Below are 23,017 nucleotides of genomic sequence, written 5' to 3' on the forward strand. Positions count from 1 at the left end.
TCCCATCCGCCGGGCGGGAATGCCCCGGCGGTGACCGGCCGTTACACCGGAAGACCAGCACCACGAGCGAGGGGAAGTCGAACATGGGCGAGCGCATGCTGCGCGGTAGCCGGCTGGGCGCGGTCAGCTACGAATCCGACCGCAACACGGAGCTCGCGCCGCGCCAGACCCGCGAGTACCTCTGCGCCAAGGGCCACCAGTTCGAGGTGCCGTTCGCCGTCGACGCCGAGGTCCCCACCACCTGGGAATGCAAGTTCGACGGCAGCGTCGCCCGGCTCGTCGACGGCACCGAACCGGAACAGAAGAAGGCCAAGCCGCCGCGTACCCACTGGGACATGCTGCTGGAGCGGCGGTCCATCGCCGAGCTGGAGGACATCCTCGCCGAACGGCTCCAAGAGGTCCGCACCCGCCGCGGCCGCGCCTGACCCACATCACCACGACGCCCCCGGAACACGTCCGGGGGCGTCGTGGTGTGTCAGGTGTTCAGGGCCGGCGGGGCTCCACGATCTCCCCCTCGATGGCCCGCCCCCCGTCGACCACCTGCGGAGCCACCACATCCTCCGGCGGCGGCGCGGCCGGCTCCCCCCGCCGCACCCGCACCGTACGCGGACCGAACAGGTCACCGGCGACCATCGACGACACCCGCCGCTCGGTGGCCCGTTGCACCCCGGCCCGCGCCAACCGGCGCACCGGCGGCACCAGCAGCAACACCCCCACCAGCCCACTGAGCAGGCCGGGGATCGCCAGCAGCAACGCACCGGCCAAACCGACCAGCCCATCGGTCACCTGCCGGCCCGGCGGCTGCCGGGACTCCACCGACGTGCGGAACCCCCGCCAGGCGCGCATCCCCTCCCGGCGCAGCAACACCAACCCCAGCAGGGACGCGGCGAACACCAGCAGCACCGCCGCACCGAACCCGACGGTCCGGCCCACCCCGATGAACACGGCCAACTCCGCCACCACCGCCAGCAGCAGGGCCGGTGGCACGAACCTCAGGTATCGGCGCATCTCACCTCATCCGCGTCGCGCGGCACCCGCTCACCGCCACCGGCCGGACAATGCCCGCGGGGCGACAGGCCCGCCCCTCCAGCATGCCACGCCCCCACTCACGGCCACCGGTCGTGACCACGACGCCACCGCACCGGCCGCCGGTCCCGCAACCCCCACGTGGTGATCCGCCACAACGCCTCGGCCACGATCAGCGGACTCATCTTGCTGGCCCCCCGCTCCCGCTCGACGAACGTGATCGGCACCTCCACGATCCGCACCCCCGCCCGGTGCGCCAACCGCGACAACTCCACCTGGAACGAATACCCCTGCGAACACACCGACTCCAGCCGCATCGCCCGCAACGCCGACAACCGGTACACCCGGAACCCGCCTGTCGCATCCGACACCGGCATCCCCAACGCCATCCGCGCGTACAGGTTCCCGCACCGCGACAGCAGCAGCCGCCGCCACGGCCAGTTCACCACCCGCGCCCCACCCACCCACCGCGACCCGATCACCACGTCGGCGTCCCGGGCCGCCACCAGCAACGCCGGCAGGTCCTCCGGGGCGTGCGACCCGTCGGCGTCCATCTCCACCACCGCGTCGTAGCCGTGCTGCCGCGCCCACCCGAACCCGGCCAGGTACGCCGCCCCCAACCCCTGCTTACCGGGCCGGTGCAGCACGTGCACCTGAGCGTCGGTGGCGGCCATCGCCTCGGCCAGCGTCCCCGTACCGTCGGGGCTGTTGTCGTCGGCGACCAGCACGTCCACCGCCGGCGCGGCCCGACGCACCCGGGCCACCACGTCGGCGACGTTGTCGGCCTCGTTGTAGGTGGGGATCACCACCAGCACCCGGCCCACCCCCGGCTGTCCCGCGGCTGCCTCACCCACGTCCGTCCCCCGTTCCTGCCGGCTCACCCGCCGGTGGTGACCTCCCGGCGACGCCGCACCGCCCCCGCGACGACCAGGGCCACGACCGCCAACCCGGCCAGCGCCACCTCCGGCCACCGACCGGCCCGGGTGGCCGGGGTACGCCCGTCGGCGAGCGTCACCTCCCGCACCACCACCGCCCGGGTGTTGAACCCGGTGGCGTCGCTTACCCGCCCGTCCGGGGCGACGAACCCGGACACCCCGACCGTCGAGGCCATCAACGCCGCACGACCGTGCTCCACCGCCCGCAACCGCACCATCGCCAACTGCTGCCGGGCCTCCGCCACGTCGAACGTGGCGTTGTTCGTCTGCACCACCAGCAACTGCGCCCCACCGTCGACGGTGTCCCGCACCAGCCCGTCGTAGGCCACCTCGAAACAGATCACGTCACCGAGCACCACCGGACCCGCGTCGACCACCCCCGGCGTCGACCCCGCGACGAAATCGGCCCGCACCCGGTCGACCTGCTTGGACACCGCACGCGCCAGCGACCGCATCGGCACGTACTCGGCGAACGGCACCGGATGCCGCTTCGTGTACACCTGGGCCAGATCCGGGCCGCTGCCCGGCCGCCACAGGATGCCCGCGTTGCGGACCTCCCCGTCACCCGGGCCGGAAAGGACCGCACCGACCAGGATCGGCGCACCGACCGCGTCGGCCGCCTGCGAGATCCGCGCCCCGGCCGCGGCGTTGCGCAACGGGTCGATGTCCGAGGAGTTCTCCGGCCACACCACCAGGTCGGGACGCCGCTCGGCACCGGAGGCGACCCGCTCCGCCAACGCCACCGTCGCGTCGACGTGGTTGTTCAGCACCGCCTGCCGCTGGGCGTTGAAGTCCAGACCCAACCGGGGCACGTTGCCCTGCACGATCGCCACCCGCACCGTGCGGCCACCCGAATCGACCCCCGACGGCACCAGCCACCCCACCGCCACCAGCAGCACCACCCCCGCCGCCGCCCCGGCCACCGGCTGCCACCGCACCCCCGGCCACCGCCGCCACACCGCCACCAACAGCAACCCGCCGGCCACCGCCACCACCCCGGTGACCAGCGGCGCACCCCCCAACCACGCCCACCCCAGCAGCGGCGACGAATCCTGACTGAACGCCAGCCGCCCCCACGGGAACCCCCCGAACGGGGTGCGGTCCCGCAGCGCCTCCTGCCCCACCCACAACACCCCGGTCACCGGCGGCCACGCCCACCGCCACCGGTCCACCACCGGCGACACCCACGCCGTCGCCGCCCCCAGCACCGCCAGGTAGCCGGCCTGCAACAACGACAGCAGCACCCACGGCAGCAGCCCGGTGTGCAGGTTCGTCCACGCCAGCAGCGGCGCGAACAACGCCACCCCGGTCAGGAAACCCAACCCGGCGCCCGCGCGCAGCCGCCGCCGGTGCGTCGCCGCCGCCAACCCGGCCACCCCGACCGCCGCCGACGGCCACCAGCCGTACGGCGGGAACGCCACCAGCAACGCCAGCCCGGCGGCCACCGCCACCGGCACCGCCACCCGCAACGGCACCGGCGACGCCACCGGCCGCACCACAGTCGGGGTACGCGTCTCATCCCGGTCGAGCGTCGTCACCGGCACCTCACCACGATCACGGGCCGAAGGCTACCCGCCCCAGCCCGGCACCCCGACGCCACCGAGCCCGAACCAGCCGACGTCGCCGTGCGAAGCGGTGGGCGGACACGAAATCGGGGCGCGGCCTAAGCCGCGCCCCGATGCTCCCAGGCCCTTCCCGGCCGGTGGGGCGAGAACGAGCGACGCCGACCTTCGGACCGACCCGACGGTGGACTGGCTGCCCCCGCCTGGCCGTTGTCTACTGGCCGTGCCCCTCACCCTGCCCGTACACCGGTAACCGCGGCCGGTTCGCGCCGCCCCGCCGACCCCCGCCCGCTGGACCTGGCCGCCGCGACGCGATACACCAACAATGTCGCTCGGCCAGCGGACGAAGGGACGAAGCGAACAACAGCCGCTTCCCGTAGTAGGACTCAAAGACGGTACGGCCTACACCCCCGCCGCTGTCAACCCACCCCCGGCCAGTCGCCCCCACCAACCCGGCGTGTCGCGTCGGCGCGGCTCAATCCCCACCCAGATGCCGCCGCAGCAACGCCCCCGCCGCCCCCGGATGCTCCCCGGCGAGCAACCCACCGGCAGCCAGCACATAATCCACGTCCACCACCGGCCGCGCCGCCCGCGGCAACGGCCACCCACCCGCATGGTCGGTCAACACCTGCGTCAACACCCCCACCGCCGCCCCCGCCTCGGCGTGACGCAGCACACCCCCGGAACCCACCAACAGCCGCACGTCCCGCAGATCCCGCCCGGCCCGCTCCCCCGTCGCCGCACCCCGGGCATGCCGCCGCAACGCCACCGTCGCCGCCAACGCCGCGAACCGCCCCTCCACCGCCCGGTCCCGACCGTCGACGGGCAGGAACCCCGGCTCGGCCGCCCGCGCCGCCGCCGCCACCCCCAACGCCTCCTGCCCCGCCGCATCCAACAACCGCTCCTCCACCGCCGCCCGCACCACCCCCGGCGCACTCCACCGCATCCCCAGGTCACCCTCCACCGTGCGGGCCCGCCACAACGACCCCGCCACCTCCCGACCCGGCCCGTCGGCCCGCTCGTCCGGCGTCAACACCGAATACACATCCGTCGTCGCCCCACCCACATCCACCACCACCAGATCGCCACCCACCACATCGGCGAGGACCTCCACCCCGGTCAACACCGCATCCGGGGTCGCCGCCCGCACCAACCGGCCGAACCGGGCCCCCCGCGACAACCGCTTCCCACCGATGACATGCCGCAGGAACACCTCCCGGATCGCCGCCCGCGCCGACGCCGGCGCCAACACCCCGATCCGGGGCAGCACATTGTCCGCCACCGTCACCGGCACCCCCGCCGCCGTCAACACCCCCCGCAGCGTCTCCCGCACCTCCACGTTGCCCGCCAGCACCACCGGCACCCGCCACCGGGCCCGCGCCAACCGCGTCGCGTTGTGCGTCACCGTATCGACGTCCCCACCGTCGGTGCCCCCCACCAGCAACACCACGTCCGGGCGGGCCGCCCGCACCGCCGCCAGCTCCGCCGCCCCCAACCGGCCCGCCGCCACGTGCACCACGTTCGCGCCCGCCGACAACCCCACCCGACGACCCGCCTGCGCGGTCACCAACGGCTCGTAACCCACCACCGCCAGCCGCAACCCACCACCCGCCGACGAACACACGAACCACGGCAACACCCCCGCCGCCCCCGCACCGGCCCCATCGGCCGCCGCACCCACCGCCGCATCCAACCCGTGCAGCACATCGGTCCCCACCGACGTAGGCGCCGACGCCGCCCCCACCAACCGGCCCGCGTCCAGATCCACCACCGCCGCCTTCGTCCAGGTCGACCCGACGTCAGCGCAGACCGCCAACCTCACGCCGCCGCCGCAACGACCACGGTGCCCGTCGCCGTCACCGCCACCACCGGCTCCGCCAACACCTCCGCCGCCGACGCACCCCGCTCCGGCCGCCCCCGACACACCACCCGCGCCACGAAATCGATCCCCCGGCTACGGGTACCCACCCGCACCACCGTCGCCGTCACCTCCACCACGTCACCCGCCCGCACCGACGACACGAACTGCACATCCGAATACGACGCGAACAACCCCTCGTCCCCATCGGTACGGATACACACCTCCGTCGCCACGTCCCCGAACAACCCCAACACGTACGCCCCATCCACCAGGTTCCCCGCATAGTGGGCATGCGCGTACGGCACATACCGCCGATGCGTCACCGTCAACCCCAACCGGGCACCACTCATCCCCGCGCCTCCCTGCTCGTCACCAACGCATGCACCAGATACGACGCCACCTCACCCGGCGTGGTGCCCCGACCGAAGATCCGGTCCACCCCCAGCTCCGCGGTCATCGTCTCGTCGAACCGCGGCCCACCCACGATCAGCAGCGGCCGCCTCCCCGCCGGCATCGCCTCCCGGAACGCCGCCGACATCTCCCGCGTGTTGTGCAGATGCGCATCACGCTGCGTCACCACCTGCGACACCAGCACCGCATCCGCCCGCTCCCGCCGCGCCGCCTCCACCAACTCCGGCACACTCACCTGCGCACCCAGATTCGACACCTTCAACTCCCGGTAGTACTCCAGACCCTTCTCCCCGGCGATACCCTTCACGTTGAGGATCGCGTCGATACCCACGGTGTGCGCATCCGTGCCGATACACGCCCCCACCACCGACAACTTGCGCCGCAACCGCCGCTTCACCACCGCGTTGACCTCCTTGGCCGACAGCAGCGGAAAGTCCCGCTCCACCACCTGCACCTGCGCCAGGTCCACCAGATGGTTCACCCGCCCGTACACCACGAAGAACGTGAACCCGTCACTCATCGGCTTCGCGTGCACCAGCATCGCCGGATCGATGCCCATCCTGTTCGCCAACTGCACCGCCGCACCCTCGGCCCGCTTGTCGTGCGACACCGGCAACGTGAACGACACCTGCACCATGCCGTCACCCGTCGTGTCCCCGTACGGCCGCACCACCGTCTTCTCACTCATGATGGTTGCCGCTCCAGGATCTCCGTGGCCGGGTTGTAGTAGTCCGCCTCGTGCCGCGCCACCCCGGACAGGCCCTTACCCCGGTCCGCCGGCCGCTTCATGATCCCGAACGTGCCCTCGGCGATCGCCGTCAACAACGACTGCTCCCCGATCCGCTCCAGCAACTCCACCGCCTCACCCAACACCCGGTGCGCCCGCTGCTGGATGAACCCACCCGACGCCGGCACGAAATCCTCGTGCAGCCCACCCGCAGCACCCAACACGTACCGCACGTTCTGCAGGGCGATGTCCCGGTCCGACAACCACGGCGTCACCACCGCCTCGGTCATCATCCCCACCAGCAGGATCCCCTGCCCCGTCATCGTCCCCACCAGATTGAAGAACCCGTCCAGCAGATTCCCCCGGAACACGTCACCCGTCATGTGCTTCGTCGGCGGCATCCACTTCAACGGCGCATCCGGAAACAACTCCCGCGCCAACAACGCATGCGCCAACTCCAACCGGAACGACTCCGGCACATCCGGATTGATCTCGAACGCGTGCCCCAACCCCAACTGCCCGTCAGTCAACCCCGCCTCATGCGCGAAGAACTCGTTGAGCAACTGCGACACCGTCACCGTGTGCGCCTCCTCGACCGCGTCGGCGGTCGTGAGGTAGTTGTCCTCACCGGTGTTGATGACGATCCCCGCCCGCGCGTGCACCTGCCGCGAAAACCGCTGATCCACGAACGTCCGGACCGGATTGATGTCCCGGAACAAAATCCCGTACATCGAGTCGTTGAGCATCATGTCCAGCCGCTCCAGACCCGCCAACGTGGCCATCTCCGGCATACACAGGCCCGACGCGTAGTTCGTCAACCGCACGTACCGACCCAACTCCCGCGACGACTCGTCCAACGCCGCCCGCATCAACCGGAAGTTCTCCTGCGTCGCATACGTGCCCGCGAACCCCTCCCGGGTCGCCCCCTCCGGCACATAGTCCAACAACGACTGACCCGTCGACCGGATCACCGCGATCACATCCGCACCCGCCCGCGCCGCCGCCTGCGCCTGCGGAATGTCCTCGTAGATGTCACCCGTCGCCACGATCAGATAGATCCACGGCCGCTGCTTCGGATCCCCGAACCGCCGCACGAGCCGATCCCGCTCGGCCCGCCGCCTGTCGATCCGCCGCACCCCCGCCCCCACCGCCCGCCGCGCCGCCCGCCGCGCCGCCGTGGCCGCCCTGCCCGTCGGCACCGCGAACCGCACCGACCCGGCAGCGGCCTTCTGCGCCAGCAGCGTCACGTCCCCGTGCTGCTCCCGCACCAGCGCATCGAACACCGGCAGCGCCACCCCGTGCCCCAGACCCACGTCCGCCACCACCGTGTCCACCAGCCGGTTCACCCACGGAATACCGTCCGGGTCCGCACCGGTCACCCCGGCCAGCCGCAACACCGCCCGCTCCACCGACACCGTGGTGTGGGTACGCGCCAACTCCACCACCGGCTGCCCGGCCCGACGCGCCAACTCCCGCGCCCGCGCCACCAGCGCCGGATCCAGGTCAAGCTTCGCCGTCACGACACGCCTTCCTCATAGATGACCTCACCACGCAGCACCGTCGCCCGACACACAGGCAACGGCGTCGGATCCCCCGGACCCCGCAACTCCGGATCCCCGGACTGCAACACCGGCAACCCCCGCTCCACCCCCGCCGGGGCCTCCCACACCGCGAACGTCGCCGGCGCCCCCTTGGCGATCACACCCTCGTTGTCCAGATGCACCGCCCGCCACCCACCCCGGGTGTGCGCCGCGAACGCCGCCCGCACACTCATCCGCTGCGCCGGATTGTGGTGCGCCGCCGCCGCCCGCACCGAACCCCACGGATCCAACGGCGTCACCGGCGAATCCGAACCGAGAGCCAACGCCACCCCCACCCCGTGCATCGCCCCCATCGGGTTCGACTCCCACGCCCGGTCCAACCCCAACCGCGACTCGTACATCCGGCCCGCACCACCCCACAACCGGTCGAACGCCGGCTGCACGCTCGCCACGATCCCGTACTCCACGAACCCGGCGATCAACCGCTTGCTCATGATCTCCGCGTGCTCCACCCGATGCCGCGCCCCCCGCACCCGGTCCGTGCCCAACACCGCAGCCGCCGCCGCGAACCCCGCCAACACCGTCCCGATCGCCGCATCACCGATCGCGTGGAAACCGCCCTGCACCCCGTGCGCCGCACAGTCCACCAGATGGTCACGCACCTGATCCGCGCTCAGATACCCGTGCCCACACCCCTCACCATCGCGGTACGGCCCCGACAGATGCGCCGTACGCGACCCCAACGCCCCGTCCGCGAACAGATCACCACCCGCCCCCACCGCCCCCAACTCCCGCGCCCGCGCCGCCCCCGACAACTCACCCCAGTACCCGTACACCTCCGGCAACCCCGCACCCGACAAACCCAACAAACCCGTGAAATCCTCCTCGTCGGAAATCTCCGGCCCACCACACTCGTGCACCGCCGCGATCCCCAACGACGCCGCCCGCGCCAACGCCACCCGCTGCGCCGCCACCCGCTGCGCCCGCGTCACCCCCGCCCGCGCCGCCGCCCGCACCACGTGATGCGCATCCCGCCGCAACCACCCCGACGCGTCGAAACCCGGCAAACCAGCCACCTGCGGACACGCCGCCAGCAACGCCTGCGACACCAACGCCGAATGGATCGACGCCTGCGACAGATACACCCGCCGGCCACCCGCCGCCCGATCCAACCGCGCCGCATCCGGCAACGCCGCATCCACCCAACCCGACTCGTCCCAGCCGTGCCCCAACACCACCGCATCCGACGGCAGACCCGCCGCGAACACCGCCACCGCATCCAGCAACCCGGCCGCCGACCGCACCGACGACAGATCCAGACCCGACAACACCAACCCGGTGTCCGTCGCATGCACGTGCGCGTCCACGAACGCCGGCGTCACCAACGCCCCGTCCAACTCCACCACCCGGTCGGCGGCCGGCACATCCGCCTCACCACCCAACCAGGCGATCCGCCCGTCCCGCACCAGCAGCGCCGTCGCGCTCGGCTCCGCCGGACAGTGCAGCACTCCACCGCGGTACAACGTCGAGGGGTTCGTCATGGCACTCAGTCTGCCGCCAACCGGGACGCGAAGAGACCACGTACCCCCGGCTCCGAACGCACCAACCCCAACGCCAACTCCGCATGCCCCGGCACGTAACCGTTGCCCACCAGCATCGTCACGTCCGCCGCCAACCCCTCCGCACCCAACGCCGCCGCCGCGAAACTCGTCGCCATCGAGAAGAAGATCACCGTGCCGCCGTCCGCCGTGGCCAACACCGCACCGTGCTCACACCCCGGCACGTCCACGCACACCACCGTCACGTCCGCCGGCCCACCCAACGCCGTCGTCACCGCCGACGACAACCCCACCGGATCCCGCGCGTCAGCCAACGCCACCACCGACGCCAGACCCGCCGCCACCAGCGCGTCCCGCTCCGCCGCCACCGGCACCACCCCCACCGTACGACCGGCACCCGCCCGCCGCGCCGCCGCCAACGACAACGACCCGCTCTTACCGCCCCCACCGATCACCGCCACCGACACCGGCGACCCGTCACCGGCCCGCTCCCGCCGCGCCACCTGCTCGGCGACCACCCGGGCCGTCAACGCCGGCGCACCACACACGTCCAGCACCGCCAACGCCAACTCCGGATGCAGATCCGCCGGCAGCACCGCCGCGATCGACCTGGCGAACAGGATCGCGTACCCGTCGCACGGCACCTGCTCGCTGCGCCCGTCCCAGCGGGCCAACCCGTCGAGGATCACCAGCGGGGTCAGCGTCAACGACACCAACGTCGCCACCCGGTCACCCACCGCCAGCCCCAACGGTGACCGCCGACCGACCTCCTCCACCGTGCCGATCAGCATCCCGCCCGACCCGGTCACCGGATTCTGCATCTTGCCCCGCGCCGACACGATCTCCAGCACCTCGGCCCGGACCTTCTCGCCGTCCCCACCGTGCTTCTGCGCCAACTGCCGGAAACTCGCCGCGTCCAGGTTCAACCGCTCCACCCGGATCCGCACCTCGTTCGGGGCGATCCGCGGCTCGGCGTCCAACCGCCAGGCCGCCTGCGGCAGCACCCCCGCCGGTTCCACGACGCGGTGCAGACCCACCGGTGACGTCACGCCGACCTCCCCTCTCCGCCGCCCGAAGCCCCGACCAGGACCCACATCGCGGGAAAACTTACGGCAGACTAATTTCTTCGCCGGATATTTTCCAGTAGCCTTCGGGATCTACCGATCATCGACCGCCGGTCACCCCGGCCGAACACAGCACGAGGAGGGGCCGTGACCCGGACCCAACCGATGGCGACCATCCCCGGGCCCCGCCCCGCCCCCGCCGCCACACCCACCGCCGGGCAGCCCTACGAGTACCGCCGCAGCCCCCTGGTCGAACCCGACTGGACCCGCTTCCCCGGCTGGCGTGACGTCACCCGCGAGCAGTGGGAGAGCGCCCAGTGGCAACGCGTCAACTGCGTCAAGAACATCAAGCAACTGCGCGCCGTCCTCGGCGACACCGTCGACGAGACCTTCTACGCCGACCTCGCCGCCGACCAGCAGGCCCTGGCCACCATGTCGATGCTGGTGCCACCCCAGATGATCAACACGATGGTGCCGTTCGCACCGATGACCACCGAGGCGTTCCGCGCCGACCCCGTCCGGCGCTACATGATCCCCGTCGCCGCCGACCGGCGCACCGACTGGCCGTCGCACCCCTACGCCAGCCGCGACTCACTACACGAACACGACATGTGGGTCGCCGAGGGCCTCACCCACCGCTACCCCACCAAGGTCCTCGCCGAACTGCTCTCCACCTGCCCGCAGTACTGCGGGCACTGCACCCGGATGGACCTGGTCGGCAACTCCACCCCCGCCGTCGACAAACTCAAGCTCACCCTCAAGCCCGTCGACCGCTACGACGCCCACATCAGCTACCTCAAGGCCCACCCCGGCGTCCGCGACGTGGTCGTCTCCGGCGGCGACGTGGCCAACGTCCCCTGGCGCAACCTTGAGTCGTACCTCATGCGGCTGCTCGAACTCGAAACCGTCCGCGACATCCGGCTCGCCACCAAGGCCCTGATGGGCCTGCCCCAACACTGGCTCCAGAACGACGTCGTCGAGGGCCTGGAACGGGTCGCCCGCACCGCCGCCCGCCGCGGCGTCAACCTGGCCATCCACACCCACGTCAACCACGCACAGTCGATCACCCCACTGGTCGCCAGGGCCACCCAGACCGCCCTCGACGTCGGCGTCCGCGACGTCCGCAACCAGGGCGTCCTCATGCGCGGCGTCAACGCCACCGCCCCCGACCTGCTCGACCTCTGCTTCGCCCTGCAGGGCGAAGCCGGCATCCTGCCCTACTACTTCTACATGTGCGACATGATCCCCAACGCCGAGCACTGGCGGGTCCCGGTCTGGTACGCCCAGCAGCTCCAGCACGACATCATGGGCTACCTGCCCGGCTACGCCACCCCCCGGATCGTCTGCGACGTGCCCTTCGTCGGCAAGCGCTGGGTGCACATGCTCACCGAGTACGACCGGGAACGCGGCATCTCCTACTGGACCAAGAACTACCGCACCTCCATCGAATCGGCCGACCTGGCGGCGCTCGACAAGCGCTACGCCTACTACGACCCGATCGACACCCTCCCCGAGGCCGGCCAGCAGTGGTGGACCGCGCACCGCGACGACTGACCCGCACCACCCCGCCGCCCCCGCGACCCGGACCGGTCACCGGCGCTGCGGCCGTCACGCCCCGCGAGGGGCGTACATGATCACGGCGACACCGAGCAGGCAGATCGCCGCGCCCGTCAGGTCCCACCGGTCCGGCCGGAAGCCGTCCACCACCACGCCCCACGCCAGCGACCCCGCGACGAACACCCCGCCGTACGCGGCCAGGATGCGGCCGAAGTTCGCATCAGGCTGAAACGTCGCCACGAAACCGTAGACGCCCAACGCGAGCACCCCGCCGGCGATCCACCACAACCCCCGGTGCTCCCGCCAGCCCTGCCAGATCAGCCACGCCCCACCGATCTCGGCGAGCGCGGCCAGCACGAACAACACCAACGAACGGGCGACCAGCATGCCCGCACGCTAACCCGGGTGGCCCCCGTACCGTGCCCAGGGGCCACCCGGCCGGCGCGGACCGTCAACGCATGGCGTCCCGTACGTCCCGACCGGCGTCCTTGACGTGCTCGCCGGCCTGCCGGGCCCGCGCCTCGCTCTGCTCGGTCGAGCCCTCGGCCCGCATCCGCTCGTTGTCGGTCATGTCGCCGAGCCGCTCCTTCGCGGCGCCGGTCAGCTCCTGGGCCTTGTTCTTCGCCTTGTCGGTGAAGCTCATGTCGCCTCCTGTCGCTGCGGCGGTCACGAGGCAGGAGCCCCGCACCGGTGGCGTCCCCGATCGGGCCGGGACGAAACAAAATCGCGCCGTAGGCGCTGGTCAGAAGGGGTGCGCCGGGGCGCACCACCCCTAAGGCATCCTAGGACAATAGGTGACCGGCCGGGACCGGCGGATGCTGGTTGACTGGGCGGATGAGCGAGATCATCCTGATCCGGCACGGCGAGACGACGTGGAGCGCCAGCCGACGGCACACCTCGTACACCGACCTGGAGCTGACCCCCGACGGTGAGCGGCAGGCCCGCGCGCTGGCCGGGGTGCTGACCGGGCAGCGCTTCGCCACCGTGCTCGCCAGCCCCCGACGCCGGGCGCTGCGCACCGCGCAACTCGCCGGCCTCACCGTCGACGGCACCGACGACGACCTCACCGAATGGAACTACGGCCGGTACGAGGGCCGCACCACCGCCGACATCCACACCGAACGCCCCGACTGGAACATCTGGACCGACGGCTGCCCCGACGGGGAGTCCCCCGACCAGGTCGGCAACCGGGTCGACCGGCTGCTGGCCCGGCTCACGCCGCTGCTGGCCCGGGGCGACGTGGCCCTGGTCGGGCACGCCCACCTGCTCCGGGTCGTCGGCGCCCGGTGGATCGGCCTGCCCGCCGAAGGCGGCGGCAAACTACGCCTGGACACCGCCACCGTCAGCGTGCTCGGCCACGAACACGGCCGACCGGTCATCCTGCGCTGGAACGGCCGCTGAACGGCCGCTGCGGCAGCTACGCCGGGGCCTCCGCGCCGCTGCGGCCACGGCCCCGCAGCTCGCCCACCTCCACCTTCGGCGGACGCCCCTCGTACGGGGTGGACAGCACCACAGTCGTGCGGGTGGTGACGTTGGCGGCGGTGCGAATCTCCTGGAGCACCCGTTCCAGGCCGGCCGGCCCGGCCACCCGCACCAGGAGCAGGTAGAAGTCCTCCCCCGCCACCGAGTAGCAGGAGTCGATCTCGGGCAGGTGGGCCAGCCGCTCCGGCGCGTCGTCCGGCTGCGACGGGTCGAACGGCCGGATCGCTACGAAGGCGGTCATCGGCAGGTCCAACGCCTCGAACGACACCCGGGCTGTGTACCCGTTGATCACGCCGCGCTGTTCCAGCCGGCGGACCCGCTGGTGCACGGCCGAGACCGACAGGCCGACCCTCTCCGCTAGATCCGTGTACGACAGGCGGCCGTCGGCGGTCAGCGCGGCGACGATGGCACGGTCGATCTCCTCCACCCGTGCAACCTACCCGGTGGAGCGCTCCCCTGGCGACGACGTCCCGCCCGATGTGACGCTCAGCGGGCCGCCCGGTCGCGCACCGCGTCGGCCGCGAAGTTGAGCACCTCGGCCAGATCCTCCTCGTCGAGGAAGGGCAGATCGGTGAGGATGTCCGTCACCGACATCCCCTCCGCCATCATCGCCAGCAGGGTCGCCACCGGGACACGGGACTGCCGCACACAGGGCGCGCCGCCCATCACCTCGGGGTCGATGGTGATCCGGGGAAACGTCACCGGCACAGGCTAGTCCCTCGCCAGCGCCCGCGAGATCACCAGCCGCTGGATCTGGTTGGTGCCCTCGACGATCTGGAGCACCTTCGCCTCCCGCATGTACCGCTCGACCGGGTGATCGGCCACGTAACCCGCCCCACCGAGCACCTGCACCGCGTCGGTGGTCACCCGCATCGCCACGTCGGTGGCGAACAGCTTCGCCTTGGCCGCCTCGATCGAGTACGGCCGGCCGGCGTCGCGCAACCGGGCCGCCGCCAGGGTCAACGCCCGCGCGGCGGAGATCTGGGTGGCCGCGTCGGCCAGCAGGAAACCCACCCCCTGGAAGTCGACGATGGCCCGACCGAACTGCTGCCGCTGCCGGGCGTAGCCGACGGCGTAGTCCAACGCCGCCTGGGCCAGACCGACCGCGCAGGCGGCGATGCCCAGCCGCCCCGAGTCCAGTGCGGACATCGCGATGGTGAAGCCCGCGCCCTCCCCGCCGATCAGCCGCTCGGCCGGCACCCGGGCGTCGTCGAAGGCGATCTGCGCCACCGGCGACGAGCGCAGCCCCATCGTCCGCTCGGCCGCCTGCGGCACGATGCCCGCCGTACCCCGGTCGGCCAGCAGGCAGGAGATGCCCTTCGGGCCCGGCCCTCCGGTGCGGCAGAACACGTTGTAGAAGTCCGCCACCTGCGCGTGCGTGATCCACGCCTTGACCCCGGTGACCCGGTAGTCGTCGCCGTCGCGGACCGCCCGGGTGGTCAACCCGGCGGCGTCCGAGCCGCCCTGCGGCTCCGACAGGCAGTACGCCCCGAGCAGTTCCCCACCCACCAGCTCCGGCAGGAGCTTACGTTGGGCGTCGGTGCCGAACGCGGCAAGCGGATAGCAGGACAGGGTGTGCACGCTGACCGCCTCGGCGACCGCCAACCACCGACCGGCGAGGACCTCCAGCACCTGCAGGTAGACCTCGTACGGCTGGGCCGCGCCGCCGTGCTCCTCGGCATACGGCAGGCCCAGCAGGCCGGCCCGGCCCAGGGTGCGCAGCACCTCCCGGGGGAACTCGGCCCGCTCCTCGAAACCGGCGGCCCGGGGCGCGAGTTCCCGGTCGGCCAGTTCGGTGGCGAGGTCGAGCAGGTCGTGGGCCTCGTCGGTGGGAAGGATGCGGTCGACAGTCATAGCGCGATGAGCTCCAGAGGTGGGTGAGCCGCCGCCCGCCGTCCGCCGGGCGTCACCCCGCCAGCTTAACGGTCGTTCGGGTCGGGGCCCAGTCCGGCGGGGGCCGCCGCCGCGGTGAACCGCGCCCGCCACGGCCACGTACCACCTGACGCCTTCCCCGGTCCCGACGAGCCCGACCGGAGTTCCCATGCACCGACGCGCAGCACTGACCTCGACGGGGGTGGCCCTCGCCGCGCTCGTCGCCGGCTGGGCGGCCCTGACCGTCCCCACCGCCAACGCCGACACCGACGCCGCGCCACCGGCCGCCACCAGCCCGACGCCCACCAGCCCCGCCGGCAGCGGGACGCCCGACCCGGCACCGGCCACCCGCGAACCCGCCGCCGGACAACCGGCCGCCGCGCCCGCCGGGTCACCTGTGGACCGGCACGGCCGGCTGCGGGTGTGCGGGGTGCACCTGTGCGACCAGGCCGGCGAGCCGGTCCAGTTACGCGGGATGAGCAGTCACGGCCTCCAGTTCTTCCCGGACTGCCTCAACCCCGACTCGCTAGCCGCGCTGCGCACCGACTGGCGTGCCGACTTCGTCCGGGTGGCGATGTACGTCCAGGAGGGCGGGTTCGAGACCGACCCGGCCGGCTTCACCAGCCGGGTCGACGAGGCGGTGGAGACCGCCAGCGCGCTCGGCCTCTACGTGGTGGTCGACTTCCACGTCCTGACCCCCGGCGACCCGCTGGTCAACCTGGACCGCGCCCGGTCGTTCTTCGCCGACGTCGCCACCCGGCACGCCGGCCGGACCAACGTGCTCTGGGAGATCGCCAACGAACCCAACGGGGTCGACTGGGCCACCATCAAGAGCTACGCCGAGCAGGTCATCCCGGTGATCCGGGCCGCCGACCCGGACAGCGTGGTGCTGGTCGGCACCCGGGGCTTCTCCTCCCTCGGCGTGTCCGAGGGCGCCGACGAGACCGAGGTGACCGACGACCCGGTCGACGCCGGGAACATCATGTACACCTTCCACTTCTATGCCGCGTCCCACCGGGACCTGCAACGGGACACGGTGGCCCGGGCCGCCCGGAGCCTGCCGCTGTTCGTCAGCGAGTTCGGCACCCAGACCTTCACCGGTGACGGCCCCAACGACCTGGACAGCGCCACCACCTGGCTGGACCTGCTGCAACGCCTGAAGATCAGCTACTCGATGTGGAGCTACTCCGACGGTCCGGAGAGCAACTCGGTGTTCCGGCGGGGCACCTGCGCCGGCACCGACTTCACCGGCACCGCCGTGCTGACCGAGTCCGGGCAGTTCATCCGCACCCGGCTGCGGGGCTGACCGACCGCCGGGTCCGTCAGCCGGTGACGGCGACGCCGACCCGGCGGACCCGCTCGGCGTGGGTCAGCACGTCCACGCTGTCGACGTACTGGTCCACCGCGCCGACCAGCGGCCGGTCCCGCAGCGCCGGGTCGACGATCGCGGCCCGCAGCGCGGTGGCCAGGCGCGGCGCGTCCAGCACCAGGAAGGGCCGCCCGTGGAAGGGCCGGGCCGCGACGTCGACCGGCCCGGCCAGCCCGGTGTCGTTGGTCCACCCGGCGACCGTCTCCAGCGCCCGCACCAGACCCGCCTGCCGGTGCGGCCAGTCACCCGGCCCGAGCGCGTCCGCCAACGCCGCCGCCACCGGGCCGGCGTCCGGCAGCGCGGCGAACACGCTGCCGAGCCACTTGTCGTACGGCGGCCAACGCCGACGGGCCAGCAGCCCCAGCCGCATCAGGTCCCGGGCCACCCGGGCGGCCACCAGCCGGCTGCCCAGCGCGTCACCCACCTCGGCGCACCTGCCGACCAGGTGCTCGGCCTGCCCCACCCGGGTCCATCCGGCGGCCAGCACGTGCCGCCACACGTCGTCCGGATACCAGGCCAGGGCGGCCCGGACCGCGCCGACCGCGCCGTCGGGCAGGCCGTCGTGGAACACCGCCCCGCCGGTCACCTCGGCCAGCCGCTGGGTCGGCAGGGTCAGCCAGTCGGCGGTGGTGACCGCGACTGCCGGGTCGAACCCCAACCGGTCCCGAAGCCAGTCCCGCCAGGGGAACACCTGCACCCCGCTGCGGTCCCCGGCGACATCCGGCACCCCCAGCCGGGCGGTCGGCCAGCTGAGGAACCGGGTCGGCCGGCCCAGGAAGCGCGACGGCAGGTCGGCCAGCGCCGCCCGCACCGACCCCACCTCGGCCGCGTCGGCCAGGAAGACCTGCGCGCGGGGCCCCCAGTCGTGGTCGGTGGAGCGCTCGGTGTCCCGACCCAGCAGCTCCGAACCGCCGTCGAGCAGCCCGGCGGAGTACCGCAGGCCCGGCAGACGCTGTGCCAGCAGCGGTCCGACGACCTCGTCGTGGAAACGTCGGCACAGCACCAGACCGGGCACGAAGTCCATGCCCGCAGTCTCACCCGGCGGGCACCGGGCCGTCACCCCGGTTTCCCGACGGCACGACCACCGGGTGGCCGCCGGACGGCAGCGGCACGGTCCCGGGCACCGCGCCGCTGCCGTGGCCGGTGCGGCCGGTGGGCGTCCCCCATCTCGTCGGTGGGGTGTGCCAGGCTGTCGGCGTGGCAGACCAACAGCCGATCCTGCTGATCGACGCCCCCAGCCTCTACTTCCGGGCCTACTTCGGGGTGCCCGAGTCGGCGGCACGGACCGACGACGGCCAGCCGGTCAACGCGGTGCGCGGGTTCCTCGACATGCTCGCCCAACTGGTCCGCACCCGCCGGCCCGACCGGATGGTCTGCGCGCTCGACCACGACTGGCGGCCCGCCTGGCGGGTGGAGCTGCTGCCGTCGTACAAGGCACACCGGGTCGCAGCCGAGGGCGGCGAGGAGGTGCCGGACACCCTCTCCCCGCAGGTGCCGGTGATCCTCGACGTGTTGGCCGCGATCGGCATCACCGCTGTCGGCGCGACCGGCTACGAGGCCGACGACGTGCTGGGCACCCTGTCGGTCACCCAGCCCGGCCCGGTCGAGGTGGTCTCCGGCGACCGGGACCTGTTCCAACTCGTCGACGACGACCGCCGGGTCCGGCTGCTCTACATCGGTCGCGGGGTGGCCAAGCTCGACGACTGCGACGACGCCGCCGTCCGGGCCCGCTACGGCGTCCCCGCCGACCGGTACGCCGACTTCGCCGCCCTGCGCGGTGACCCGAGCGACGGGCTGCCCGGGGTGCCCGGGGTGGGCGAGAAGACGGCCGCCCGGCTGATCGACCGCTACGGTGGCCTGCCCGGCATCCTCGCCGCGCTCGACGACCCCGGCTCCGGGTTCGCCCCGGGGCTGCGCGCCAAGCTCGACGGTGCCCGCGACTATCTGGCGGTCGCCCCGAAGGTGGTCCGGGTCGCCACCGACGTCCCGCTGCCGGCGCTGCCGACCGCGCTGCCGGCGGCCCCCGCCGACCCCGACCGGCTGTTGGAGCTGGCGAAGCGGTGGAACCTGGCCGGCTCGTGCCGGCGACTCGTCGACGCCCTCGCCGCGCGGCCCTGAGACCCCGGCACCCCGACCCCGGTCAGCGGGGCGGCGGGGCGTCCCGGCGGGACGGGAACGGGGTGCCCGGCCGGCCCAGGGTGGTCGACCGGGCGCGCAGGCCCACCGGGTCCGGGGCCGCCTGCGGTTCGACGACCGGCGCGCCTACCTGCCGGGCCTGCAGGTAGGCGGCGGCGGCCCGGTCGTCGTCGGTGGGCGCGGCCAGCAGCGCGTAGACCAACCCCACCACCACGAAGATCACCGCGAGGACGATCGGCACCAGCAGGGTGCTCACCCCCGCGCCGGTCACCTCGCCGCGCTGCCCGTGCAGGTGCACCGACAGCGCGCTCATCCCGGTGAAGTGCATACCGTTGACCGCCACCCCCATCACCAGGGCGGAACCGGCGATCGCCAGGCCCCGGCGGACGGTCATCGCCAGCCACAGCGCCACGGTGGCCGCGACGATGGCGATGGCCACCGACAGCCCGACCCGGGTGGCGTCGTAGTTCAGGTCACCGTTGAGCCGCATCGCGGCCATCCCGGTGTAGTGCATGGCCGCGACGCCGATCCCGGTGAACAGGCCACCGCCGAGGACCTTCGCCGCGCCGAGCCGGCCAGTACCGACGATGGCCAGGCCGATCCCGACGGCGGTGACGGCGATCACCGTGCTCGCGGCGGTCAGCGGCACGTCGTACCGGATGCGGGTGCCGGTGACCGCGAACCCGAGCATGGCCATGAAGTGCATCGCCCAGATCGCGGTGCCACCGATCGCCCAGGCGGCCAGCAGGCCCCACCAGAAGCGCTGACCGGAACCGGTGGCGGTACGGATCCGCCCGGCACACACCAGACCGAGGAACGAACCGAGCACCGACAGCGCGTAACTCAACGCCGGTGTTATCCACCCGTACTCAAAGTGATTGATCTCCGCCACGGCGGTCTTCCCCCCACTCGTTACCGGCGCGTAGGCGACCGCGCCGGAGCAATGATCGGGGAGGCTCCGAGCAGGCGCAACAGTGCCCCCTCGGCAATCCGGGGGGTGTCGTCACGGTGACCGTGTGATGCGTCGGTTCACCCCCCGGCGGTGACCGAAAGTGATGATCAGGCGGAGGTGTAATGGGCCAGTACGCCCCGGTTCACGGCGGCGATCGCCTGCCGGGCGGTCGCCCGCAGCTCCGTCGACGCCCCGCCGGAGTCGGATAGTTGACCGAGCAGGTCGGCGACCTGCCGGGCCCAGCGGACGAAATCCCCCGCCGGCATCTCGCCGTCGAACTGGTGGCCACTGGCGAGCACCTTGGCCAGGGTCTCCCCCCGCGCCCACCGGTAGATCGGCCAGGCGAACCCGAGATCCGGCTCCCGGGTCGCGGTCAGGCCCCGCTGCGCCTCGTCGGCCTCGATCTCGCCCCACAACGTGAGCGTCTCGTCGACCGCGTCGGCGACCGGCCCACGCGGCAGCGACGCCCGCTCGTCGACGTCCCGCCGGGCCTCGAACACCACCACCGACACGGCGGCGGCCAGCTCCGCCGGGGACAGGCCGTCCCAGACACCCCGCCGCAGACACTCGGCGACCAGCAGGTCGGCCTCCGTCCAGATCCGGCCGAGCATCCGACCGGCGTCGGTCACCCCACCGTCGGCCGACAGGTAACCCCGGGCCGTCAGCAGGGCGACGATCCGGTCGAAGGTCCGGGCCAACGAGCCCGTCCGCCCCGACACCCGCTGCCGCAACTCGTCGGTGTCCTTCTCCAACCGCCGTCGCCGCTCCGCCCACCGGGCGTGGTCCTCCCGCTCCGGGCAGGCGTGACAGGGATGCCGCCGCAACTCGGTGCGGAGCTGGCTGAGCCGGTGGTCCTCACCGACGGCCTGCCGGGACCGGCCACCCCGCCGGCCACCGTGCCGATCCAGCCCGGTGCCGCTGACCTCGGCGGCCAGATCCCGCCGGGCAGCAGGCGACCGGTGGTTGAAGTGCTTGGGCACCCGGATCCGGGCCAGCACCTCGGCCGGGGTGGTGAAGTCGCCGGGACTGACCCGACCCGCCCAGCGGTCCTGGGTCAGCACCAGCGGCCGGGGCTCACCGAACCCCCCGGTCGCCGGATCGAGGACGACCGCGAGCCCGGCCCGCCGCCCCGACGGCACCCGGATCACGTCACCGACCCGCAACCGCTCCAACGCCGCCACCGCGGCGGCCTTACGCTGGGTCTGCCCCTGCCTGGCGATCGCCCGCTCCCGGTCGGCGATGGCCACCCGCAGCGCGAAGTAATCGTCGAAATCACCCTGATGGCAGGCCGCCTCGGCGCCGTACGCGTCGATGGTCTCGGTGTTGCGCTGCACCTGACGGGCCAGCCCGACCACCGACCGGTCCGCCTGGAATTGGGCGAACGACGACTCCAGCAGCGCCCGCGCCGGCTCCGCCCCCACGCTGCCGACCAGGTTGACCGCCATGTTGTAGGACGGACGGAAGCTCGACCGCAACGGATAGGTACGGGTGGAGGCCAGGCCCGCCACGTGCCGAGGGTCGGTCTCGGGCGACCACACCACCACCGCGTGCCCCTCGACGTCGATACCCCGTCGACCGGCCCGCCCGGTCAGCTGCGTGTACTCCCCCGGGGTGAGATCGACGTGGGCCTCGCCGTTGAACTTGACCAGCCGCTCCAGCACCACGCACCGGGCCGGCATGTTGATCCCCAAGGCCAGGGTCTCGGTGGCGAAGACCGCCTTGACCAGCCCCCGGACGAACAACTCCTCGACGACCTCCTTGAACACCGGCAACATCCCGGCGTGGTGGGCGGCCAGGCCACGCTCCAACCCGTCGAGCCACTCCCAGTAACCCAGCACGCTGAGGTCCTCGCCGGGGATGGCGGTGACCCGGGACTCCACCACCCGACGGATCTCGGCGCGTTCCTCCACCGAGGTCAGCCGCAGACCGGCCGCCAGGCACTGCTGCACGGCGGCGGCGCAGCCGGCCCGGCTGAAGATGAACAGGATCGCCGGGAGCAGCCCCTCCCGGTCGAGCCGGTCGACGATGTCCGGACGCAACGGCCCCCGCCAGCGCGGCCCCCGCCGACCGCCGCCGGGGCCCGTGCTGCGCCCCTCCCCCAGCTCCAGCCGGCGGGTCTGCTCCCGGGTGTAGCGCAGCAGTTCCGGGTGCACGTCGTGCTTGCGGGCCGCGTCGGCGTCGTGGAACAGGTCGAACATCCGCCTGCCGACCAGCATGTGCTGCCACAGCGGCACCGGCCGGTGCTCGCTGACCACCACCGCCGTCTCACCGCGCACGGTGACCAGCCAGTCGGCGAACTCCTCGGCGTTGGAGACCGTCGCCGACAGCGACACCAGGGTCACCGAGGAGGGCAGGTGGATGATCACCTCTTCCCAGACCCCGCCCCGGAACCGGTCGGCCAGGTAGTGCACCTCGTCCATTACCACGTACGCCAGGCCGGTCAGGGCGCTCGACCCGGCGTAGAGCATGTTGCGCAGCACCTCGGTGGTCATCACCACCACCGGGGCGTCCCCGTTGATCGCGTTGTCACCGGTGAGCAACCCCACCTGCGCGGCGCCGTAACGCTGCACCAGGTCGTGGTATTTCTGGTTGGACAGCGCCTTGATCGGCGTGGTGTAGAAGCACTTGCGCCGGGCCGGCGGGGTCGACGACCCCTCGGCCGCCGCCGTGGGCGTGCCCCGCAGCGCCAGGTGCACCGCGAACTCGCCGACCACCGTCTTGCCCGCCCCGGTCGGGGCGCAGACCAGCACCCCGCTGCCCCGCTCCAGCGACTGGCACGCCTCGCGCTGGAAGTCGTCGAGATCGAACCCCAGGTCGAGGGCGAACTCTTCCAGGGCCGGGAACTGGGCGGCCTGGGCAGCCCGGCGACGTGCCTCGGCGTACCGCTCGGCGGGGCTCGACATGCCAGCAAGATTAATCGGTGCCACCGACACCCACCGCCAAGGCCGTCCGGCACGGGCGTC

General features: G+C 72.6%; 22 protein-coding genes. 5 read left to right on the top strand and 17 right to left on the bottom strand.

Translation table 11 applies throughout. The features are described from left to right. Positions 1–83: 83 nt before the first annotated feature. Positions 84–425: an RNA polymerase-binding protein RbpA gene (locus tag JQN84_RS19535; RefSeq protein ID WP_007070998.1), complete on the top strand. Its 342-nt coding sequence runs from the start codon at positions 84–86 to the stop codon at positions 423–425. Positions 426–483: 58 nt separating this feature from the next. On the opposite strand, the gene JQN84_RS19540 is transcribed toward JQN84_RS19535, so the two are convergent. The 9 genes from JQN84_RS19540 to kdd all read right to left on the bottom strand — a co-directional run bounded on the left by JQN84_RS19540 (position 484) and on the right by kdd (position 10,671). Then, the gene (locus JQN84_RS19540) at positions 484–1,008 is read right to left on the bottom strand and encodes an FxsA family protein (protein WP_204959822.1); all 525 of its coding nucleotides are present in this window, start codon (positions 1,006–1,008) and stop codon (positions 484–486) included. Between the two features lie 98 nt (positions 1,009–1,106). Beyond that, on the bottom strand, positions 1,107–1,880 hold the full coding sequence (locus JQN84_RS19545) for a polyprenol monophosphomannose synthase (RefSeq protein WP_204959823.1): 774 nt from the start codon (positions 1,878–1,880) through the stop codon (positions 1,107–1,109). Positions 1,881–1,903: 23 nt separating this feature from the next. Continuing rightward, a complete protein-coding gene (gene lnt / locus JQN84_RS19550) occupies positions 1,904–3,499 on the bottom strand; it encodes an apolipoprotein N-acyltransferase (RefSeq protein WP_204959824.1) in 1,596 nt (531 codons plus the stop codon). Positions 3,500–3,998: 499 nt separating this feature from the next. Further along, positions 3,999–5,345, bottom strand: coding sequence for a glutamate mutase L (locus tag JQN84_RS19555; RefSeq protein WP_204959825.1), 1,347 nt, complete (start codon positions 5,343–5,345; stop codon positions 3,999–4,001). Then, positions 5,342–5,734 carry a 3-aminobutyryl-CoA ammonia lyase gene (gene kal, locus JQN84_RS19560; RefSeq protein WP_204959826.1) on the bottom strand — a complete coding sequence of 131 codons (393 nt, stop codon included), beginning with the start codon at positions 5,732–5,734 and terminating at the stop codon, positions 5,342–5,344. The genes JQN84_RS19555 and kal overlap by 4 nt, the downstream gene beginning before the upstream one ends. Then, positions 5,731–6,483, bottom strand: a complete 753-nt coding sequence (gene kamE, locus JQN84_RS19565) for a lysine 5,6-aminomutase subunit beta (RefSeq protein ID WP_204959827.1) — start codon at positions 6,481–6,483, stop codon at positions 5,731–5,733. The genes kal and kamE overlap by 4 nt, the downstream gene beginning before the upstream one ends. Beyond that, complete coding sequence (gene kamD, locus JQN84_RS19570; protein WP_204959828.1) at positions 6,480–8,042, bottom strand: lysine 5,6-aminomutase subunit alpha; 1,563 nt, start codon at positions 8,040–8,042, stop codon at positions 6,480–6,482. The genes kamE and kamD overlap by 4 nt, the downstream gene beginning before the upstream one ends. Then, the gene (locus JQN84_RS19575) at positions 8,039–9,604 is read right to left on the bottom strand and encodes an amidohydrolase (protein ID WP_204959829.1); all 1,566 of its coding nucleotides are present in this window, start codon (positions 9,602–9,604) and stop codon (positions 8,039–8,041) included. The genes kamD and JQN84_RS19575 overlap by 4 nt, the downstream gene beginning before the upstream one ends. Positions 9,605–9,609: 5 nt before the next feature. After that, positions 9,610–10,671, bottom strand: coding sequence for an L-erythro-3,5-diaminohexanoate dehydrogenase (kdd, locus tag JQN84_RS19580; protein ID WP_449560102.1), 1,062 nt, complete (start codon positions 10,669–10,671; stop codon positions 9,610–9,612). 162 nt (positions 10,672–10,833) lie between these two features. Here kdd and JQN84_RS19585 point away from each other — a divergent pair, with 162 nt between their 5' ends. Continuing rightward, positions 10,834–12,240, top strand: coding sequence for a KamA family radical SAM protein (locus JQN84_RS19585; protein WP_372446001.1), 1,407 nt, complete (start codon positions 10,834–10,836; stop codon positions 12,238–12,240). Between the two features lie 54 nt (positions 12,241–12,294). Here JQN84_RS19585 and JQN84_RS19590 read toward each other — a convergent pair whose 3' ends face one another. Then, complete coding sequence (locus tag JQN84_RS19590) at positions 12,295–12,630, bottom strand: YnfA family protein (RefSeq protein WP_204959830.1); 336 nt, start codon at positions 12,628–12,630, stop codon at positions 12,295–12,297. Between the two features lie 64 nt (positions 12,631–12,694). Continuing rightward, complete coding sequence (locus JQN84_RS19595; RefSeq protein ID WP_204959831.1) at positions 12,695–12,886, bottom strand: CsbD family protein; 192 nt, start codon at positions 12,884–12,886, stop codon at positions 12,695–12,697. A gap of 191 nt (positions 12,887–13,077) precedes the next feature. On the opposite strand from JQN84_RS19595, the gene JQN84_RS19600 reads away from it, so the two are divergent. After that, on the top strand, positions 13,078–13,644 hold the full coding sequence (locus JQN84_RS19600; protein WP_204959832.1) for a histidine phosphatase family protein: 567 nt from the start codon (positions 13,078–13,080) through the stop codon (positions 13,642–13,644). Between the two features lie 16 nt (positions 13,645–13,660). On the opposite strand, the gene JQN84_RS19605 is transcribed toward JQN84_RS19600, so the two are convergent. The 3 genes from JQN84_RS19605 to JQN84_RS19615 are packed head-to-tail and all read right to left on the bottom strand — an operon-like array spanning position 13,661 to position 15,579. Next, positions 13,661–14,152 (bottom strand): Lrp/AsnC family transcriptional regulator, encoded by a 492-nt coding sequence (locus tag JQN84_RS19605; RefSeq protein ID WP_204959833.1) that lies wholly within the window; start codon positions 14,150–14,152, stop codon positions 13,661–13,663. A gap of 59 nt (positions 14,153–14,211) precedes the next feature. Then, complete coding sequence (locus JQN84_RS19610) at positions 14,212–14,427, bottom strand: DUF433 domain-containing protein (protein WP_088647100.1); 216 nt, start codon at positions 14,425–14,427, stop codon at positions 14,212–14,214. Between the two features lie 9 nt (positions 14,428–14,436). Continuing rightward, complete coding sequence (locus JQN84_RS19615; RefSeq protein ID WP_204959834.1) at positions 14,437–15,579, bottom strand: acyl-CoA dehydrogenase family protein; 1,143 nt, start codon at positions 15,577–15,579, stop codon at positions 14,437–14,439. A 187-nt stretch (positions 15,580–15,766) separates the two neighbouring features. On the opposite strand from JQN84_RS19615, the gene JQN84_RS19620 reads away from it, so the two are divergent. Further along, entirely contained in the window at positions 15,767–16,903 is a 1,137-nt protein-coding gene (locus tag JQN84_RS19620) for a glycoside hydrolase family 5 protein (protein WP_204959835.1), read from the top strand. A gap of 16 nt (positions 16,904–16,919) precedes the next feature. On the opposite strand, the gene JQN84_RS19625 is transcribed toward JQN84_RS19620, so the two are convergent. Next, on the bottom strand, positions 16,920–17,990 hold the full coding sequence (locus tag JQN84_RS19625; protein WP_204959836.1) for a DUF4037 domain-containing protein: 1,071 nt from the start codon (positions 17,988–17,990) through the stop codon (positions 16,920–16,922). Between the two features lie 173 nt (positions 17,991–18,163). On the opposite strand from JQN84_RS19625, the gene JQN84_RS19630 reads away from it, so the two are divergent. Further along, the gene (locus JQN84_RS19630; protein ID WP_204959837.1) at positions 18,164–19,084 is read left to right on the top strand and encodes a 5'-3' exonuclease; all 921 of its coding nucleotides are present in this window, start codon (positions 18,164–18,166) and stop codon (positions 19,082–19,084) included. 22 nt (positions 19,085–19,106) lie between these two features. Here JQN84_RS19630 and JQN84_RS19635 read toward each other — a convergent pair whose 3' ends face one another. Next, a complete protein-coding gene (locus JQN84_RS19635) occupies positions 19,107–19,994 on the bottom strand; it encodes an MHYT domain-containing protein (RefSeq protein WP_204959838.1) in 888 nt (295 codons plus the stop codon). Between the two features lie 167 nt (positions 19,995–20,161). Beyond that, positions 20,162–22,957: a DEAD/DEAH box helicase gene (locus JQN84_RS19640; protein WP_204959839.1), complete on the bottom strand. Its 2,796-nt coding sequence runs from the start codon at positions 22,955–22,957 to the stop codon at positions 20,162–20,164. Positions 22,958–23,017: the final 60 nt, after the last annotated feature.

Source organism: Micromonospora humidisoli (assembly GCF_016900955.1).
GTDB classification, from domain to species: domain Bacteria; phylum Actinomycetota; class Actinomycetes; order Mycobacteriales; family Micromonosporaceae; genus Micromonospora; species Micromonospora wenchangensis.

Coding starts and splice junctions, on each gene's coding strand:
- JQN84_RS19535 (WP_007070998.1), top strand. CDS start 84: ATGGGCGAGCGCATGCTGCGCGGTAGCCGGCTGGGCGCGGTCAGCTAC.
- JQN84_RS19540 (WP_204959822.1), bottom strand. CDS start 1,008: ATGCGCCGATACCTGAGGTTCGTGCCACCGGCCCTGCTGCTGGCGGTG.
- kal (WP_204959826.1), bottom strand. CDS start 5,734: ATGAGTGGTGCCCGGTTGGGGTTGACGGTGACGCATCGGCGGTATGTG.
- kamE (WP_204959827.1), bottom strand. CDS start 6,483: ATGAGTGAGAAGACGGTGGTGCGGCCGTACGGGGACACGACGGGTGAC.
- JQN84_RS19575 (WP_204959829.1), bottom strand. CDS start 9,604: ATGACGAACCCCTCGACGTTGTACCGCGGTGGAGTGCTGCACTGTCCG.
- JQN84_RS19590 (WP_204959830.1), bottom strand. CDS start 12,630: ATGCTGGTCGCCCGTTCGTTGGTGTTGTTCGTGCTGGCCGCGCTCGCC.
- JQN84_RS19595 (WP_204959831.1), bottom strand. CDS start 12,886: ATGAGCTTCACCGACAAGGCGAAGAACAAGGCCCAGGAGCTGACCGGC.
- JQN84_RS19600 (WP_204959832.1), top strand. CDS start 13,078: ATGAGCGAGATCATCCTGATCCGGCACGGCGAGACGACGTGGAGCGCC.
- JQN84_RS19615 (WP_204959834.1), bottom strand. CDS start 15,579: ATGACTGTCGACCGCATCCTTCCCACCGACGAGGCCCACGACCTGCTC.
- JQN84_RS19620 (WP_204959835.1), top strand. CDS start 15,767: ATGCACCGACGCGCAGCACTGACCTCGACGGGGGTGGCCCTCGCCGCG.
- JQN84_RS19625 (WP_204959836.1), bottom strand. CDS start 17,990: ATGGACTTCGTGCCCGGTCTGGTGCTGTGCCGACGTTTCCACGACGAG.
- JQN84_RS19640 (WP_204959839.1), bottom strand. CDS start 22,957: ATGTCGAGCCCCGCCGAGCGGTACGCCGAGGCACGTCGCCGGGCTGCC.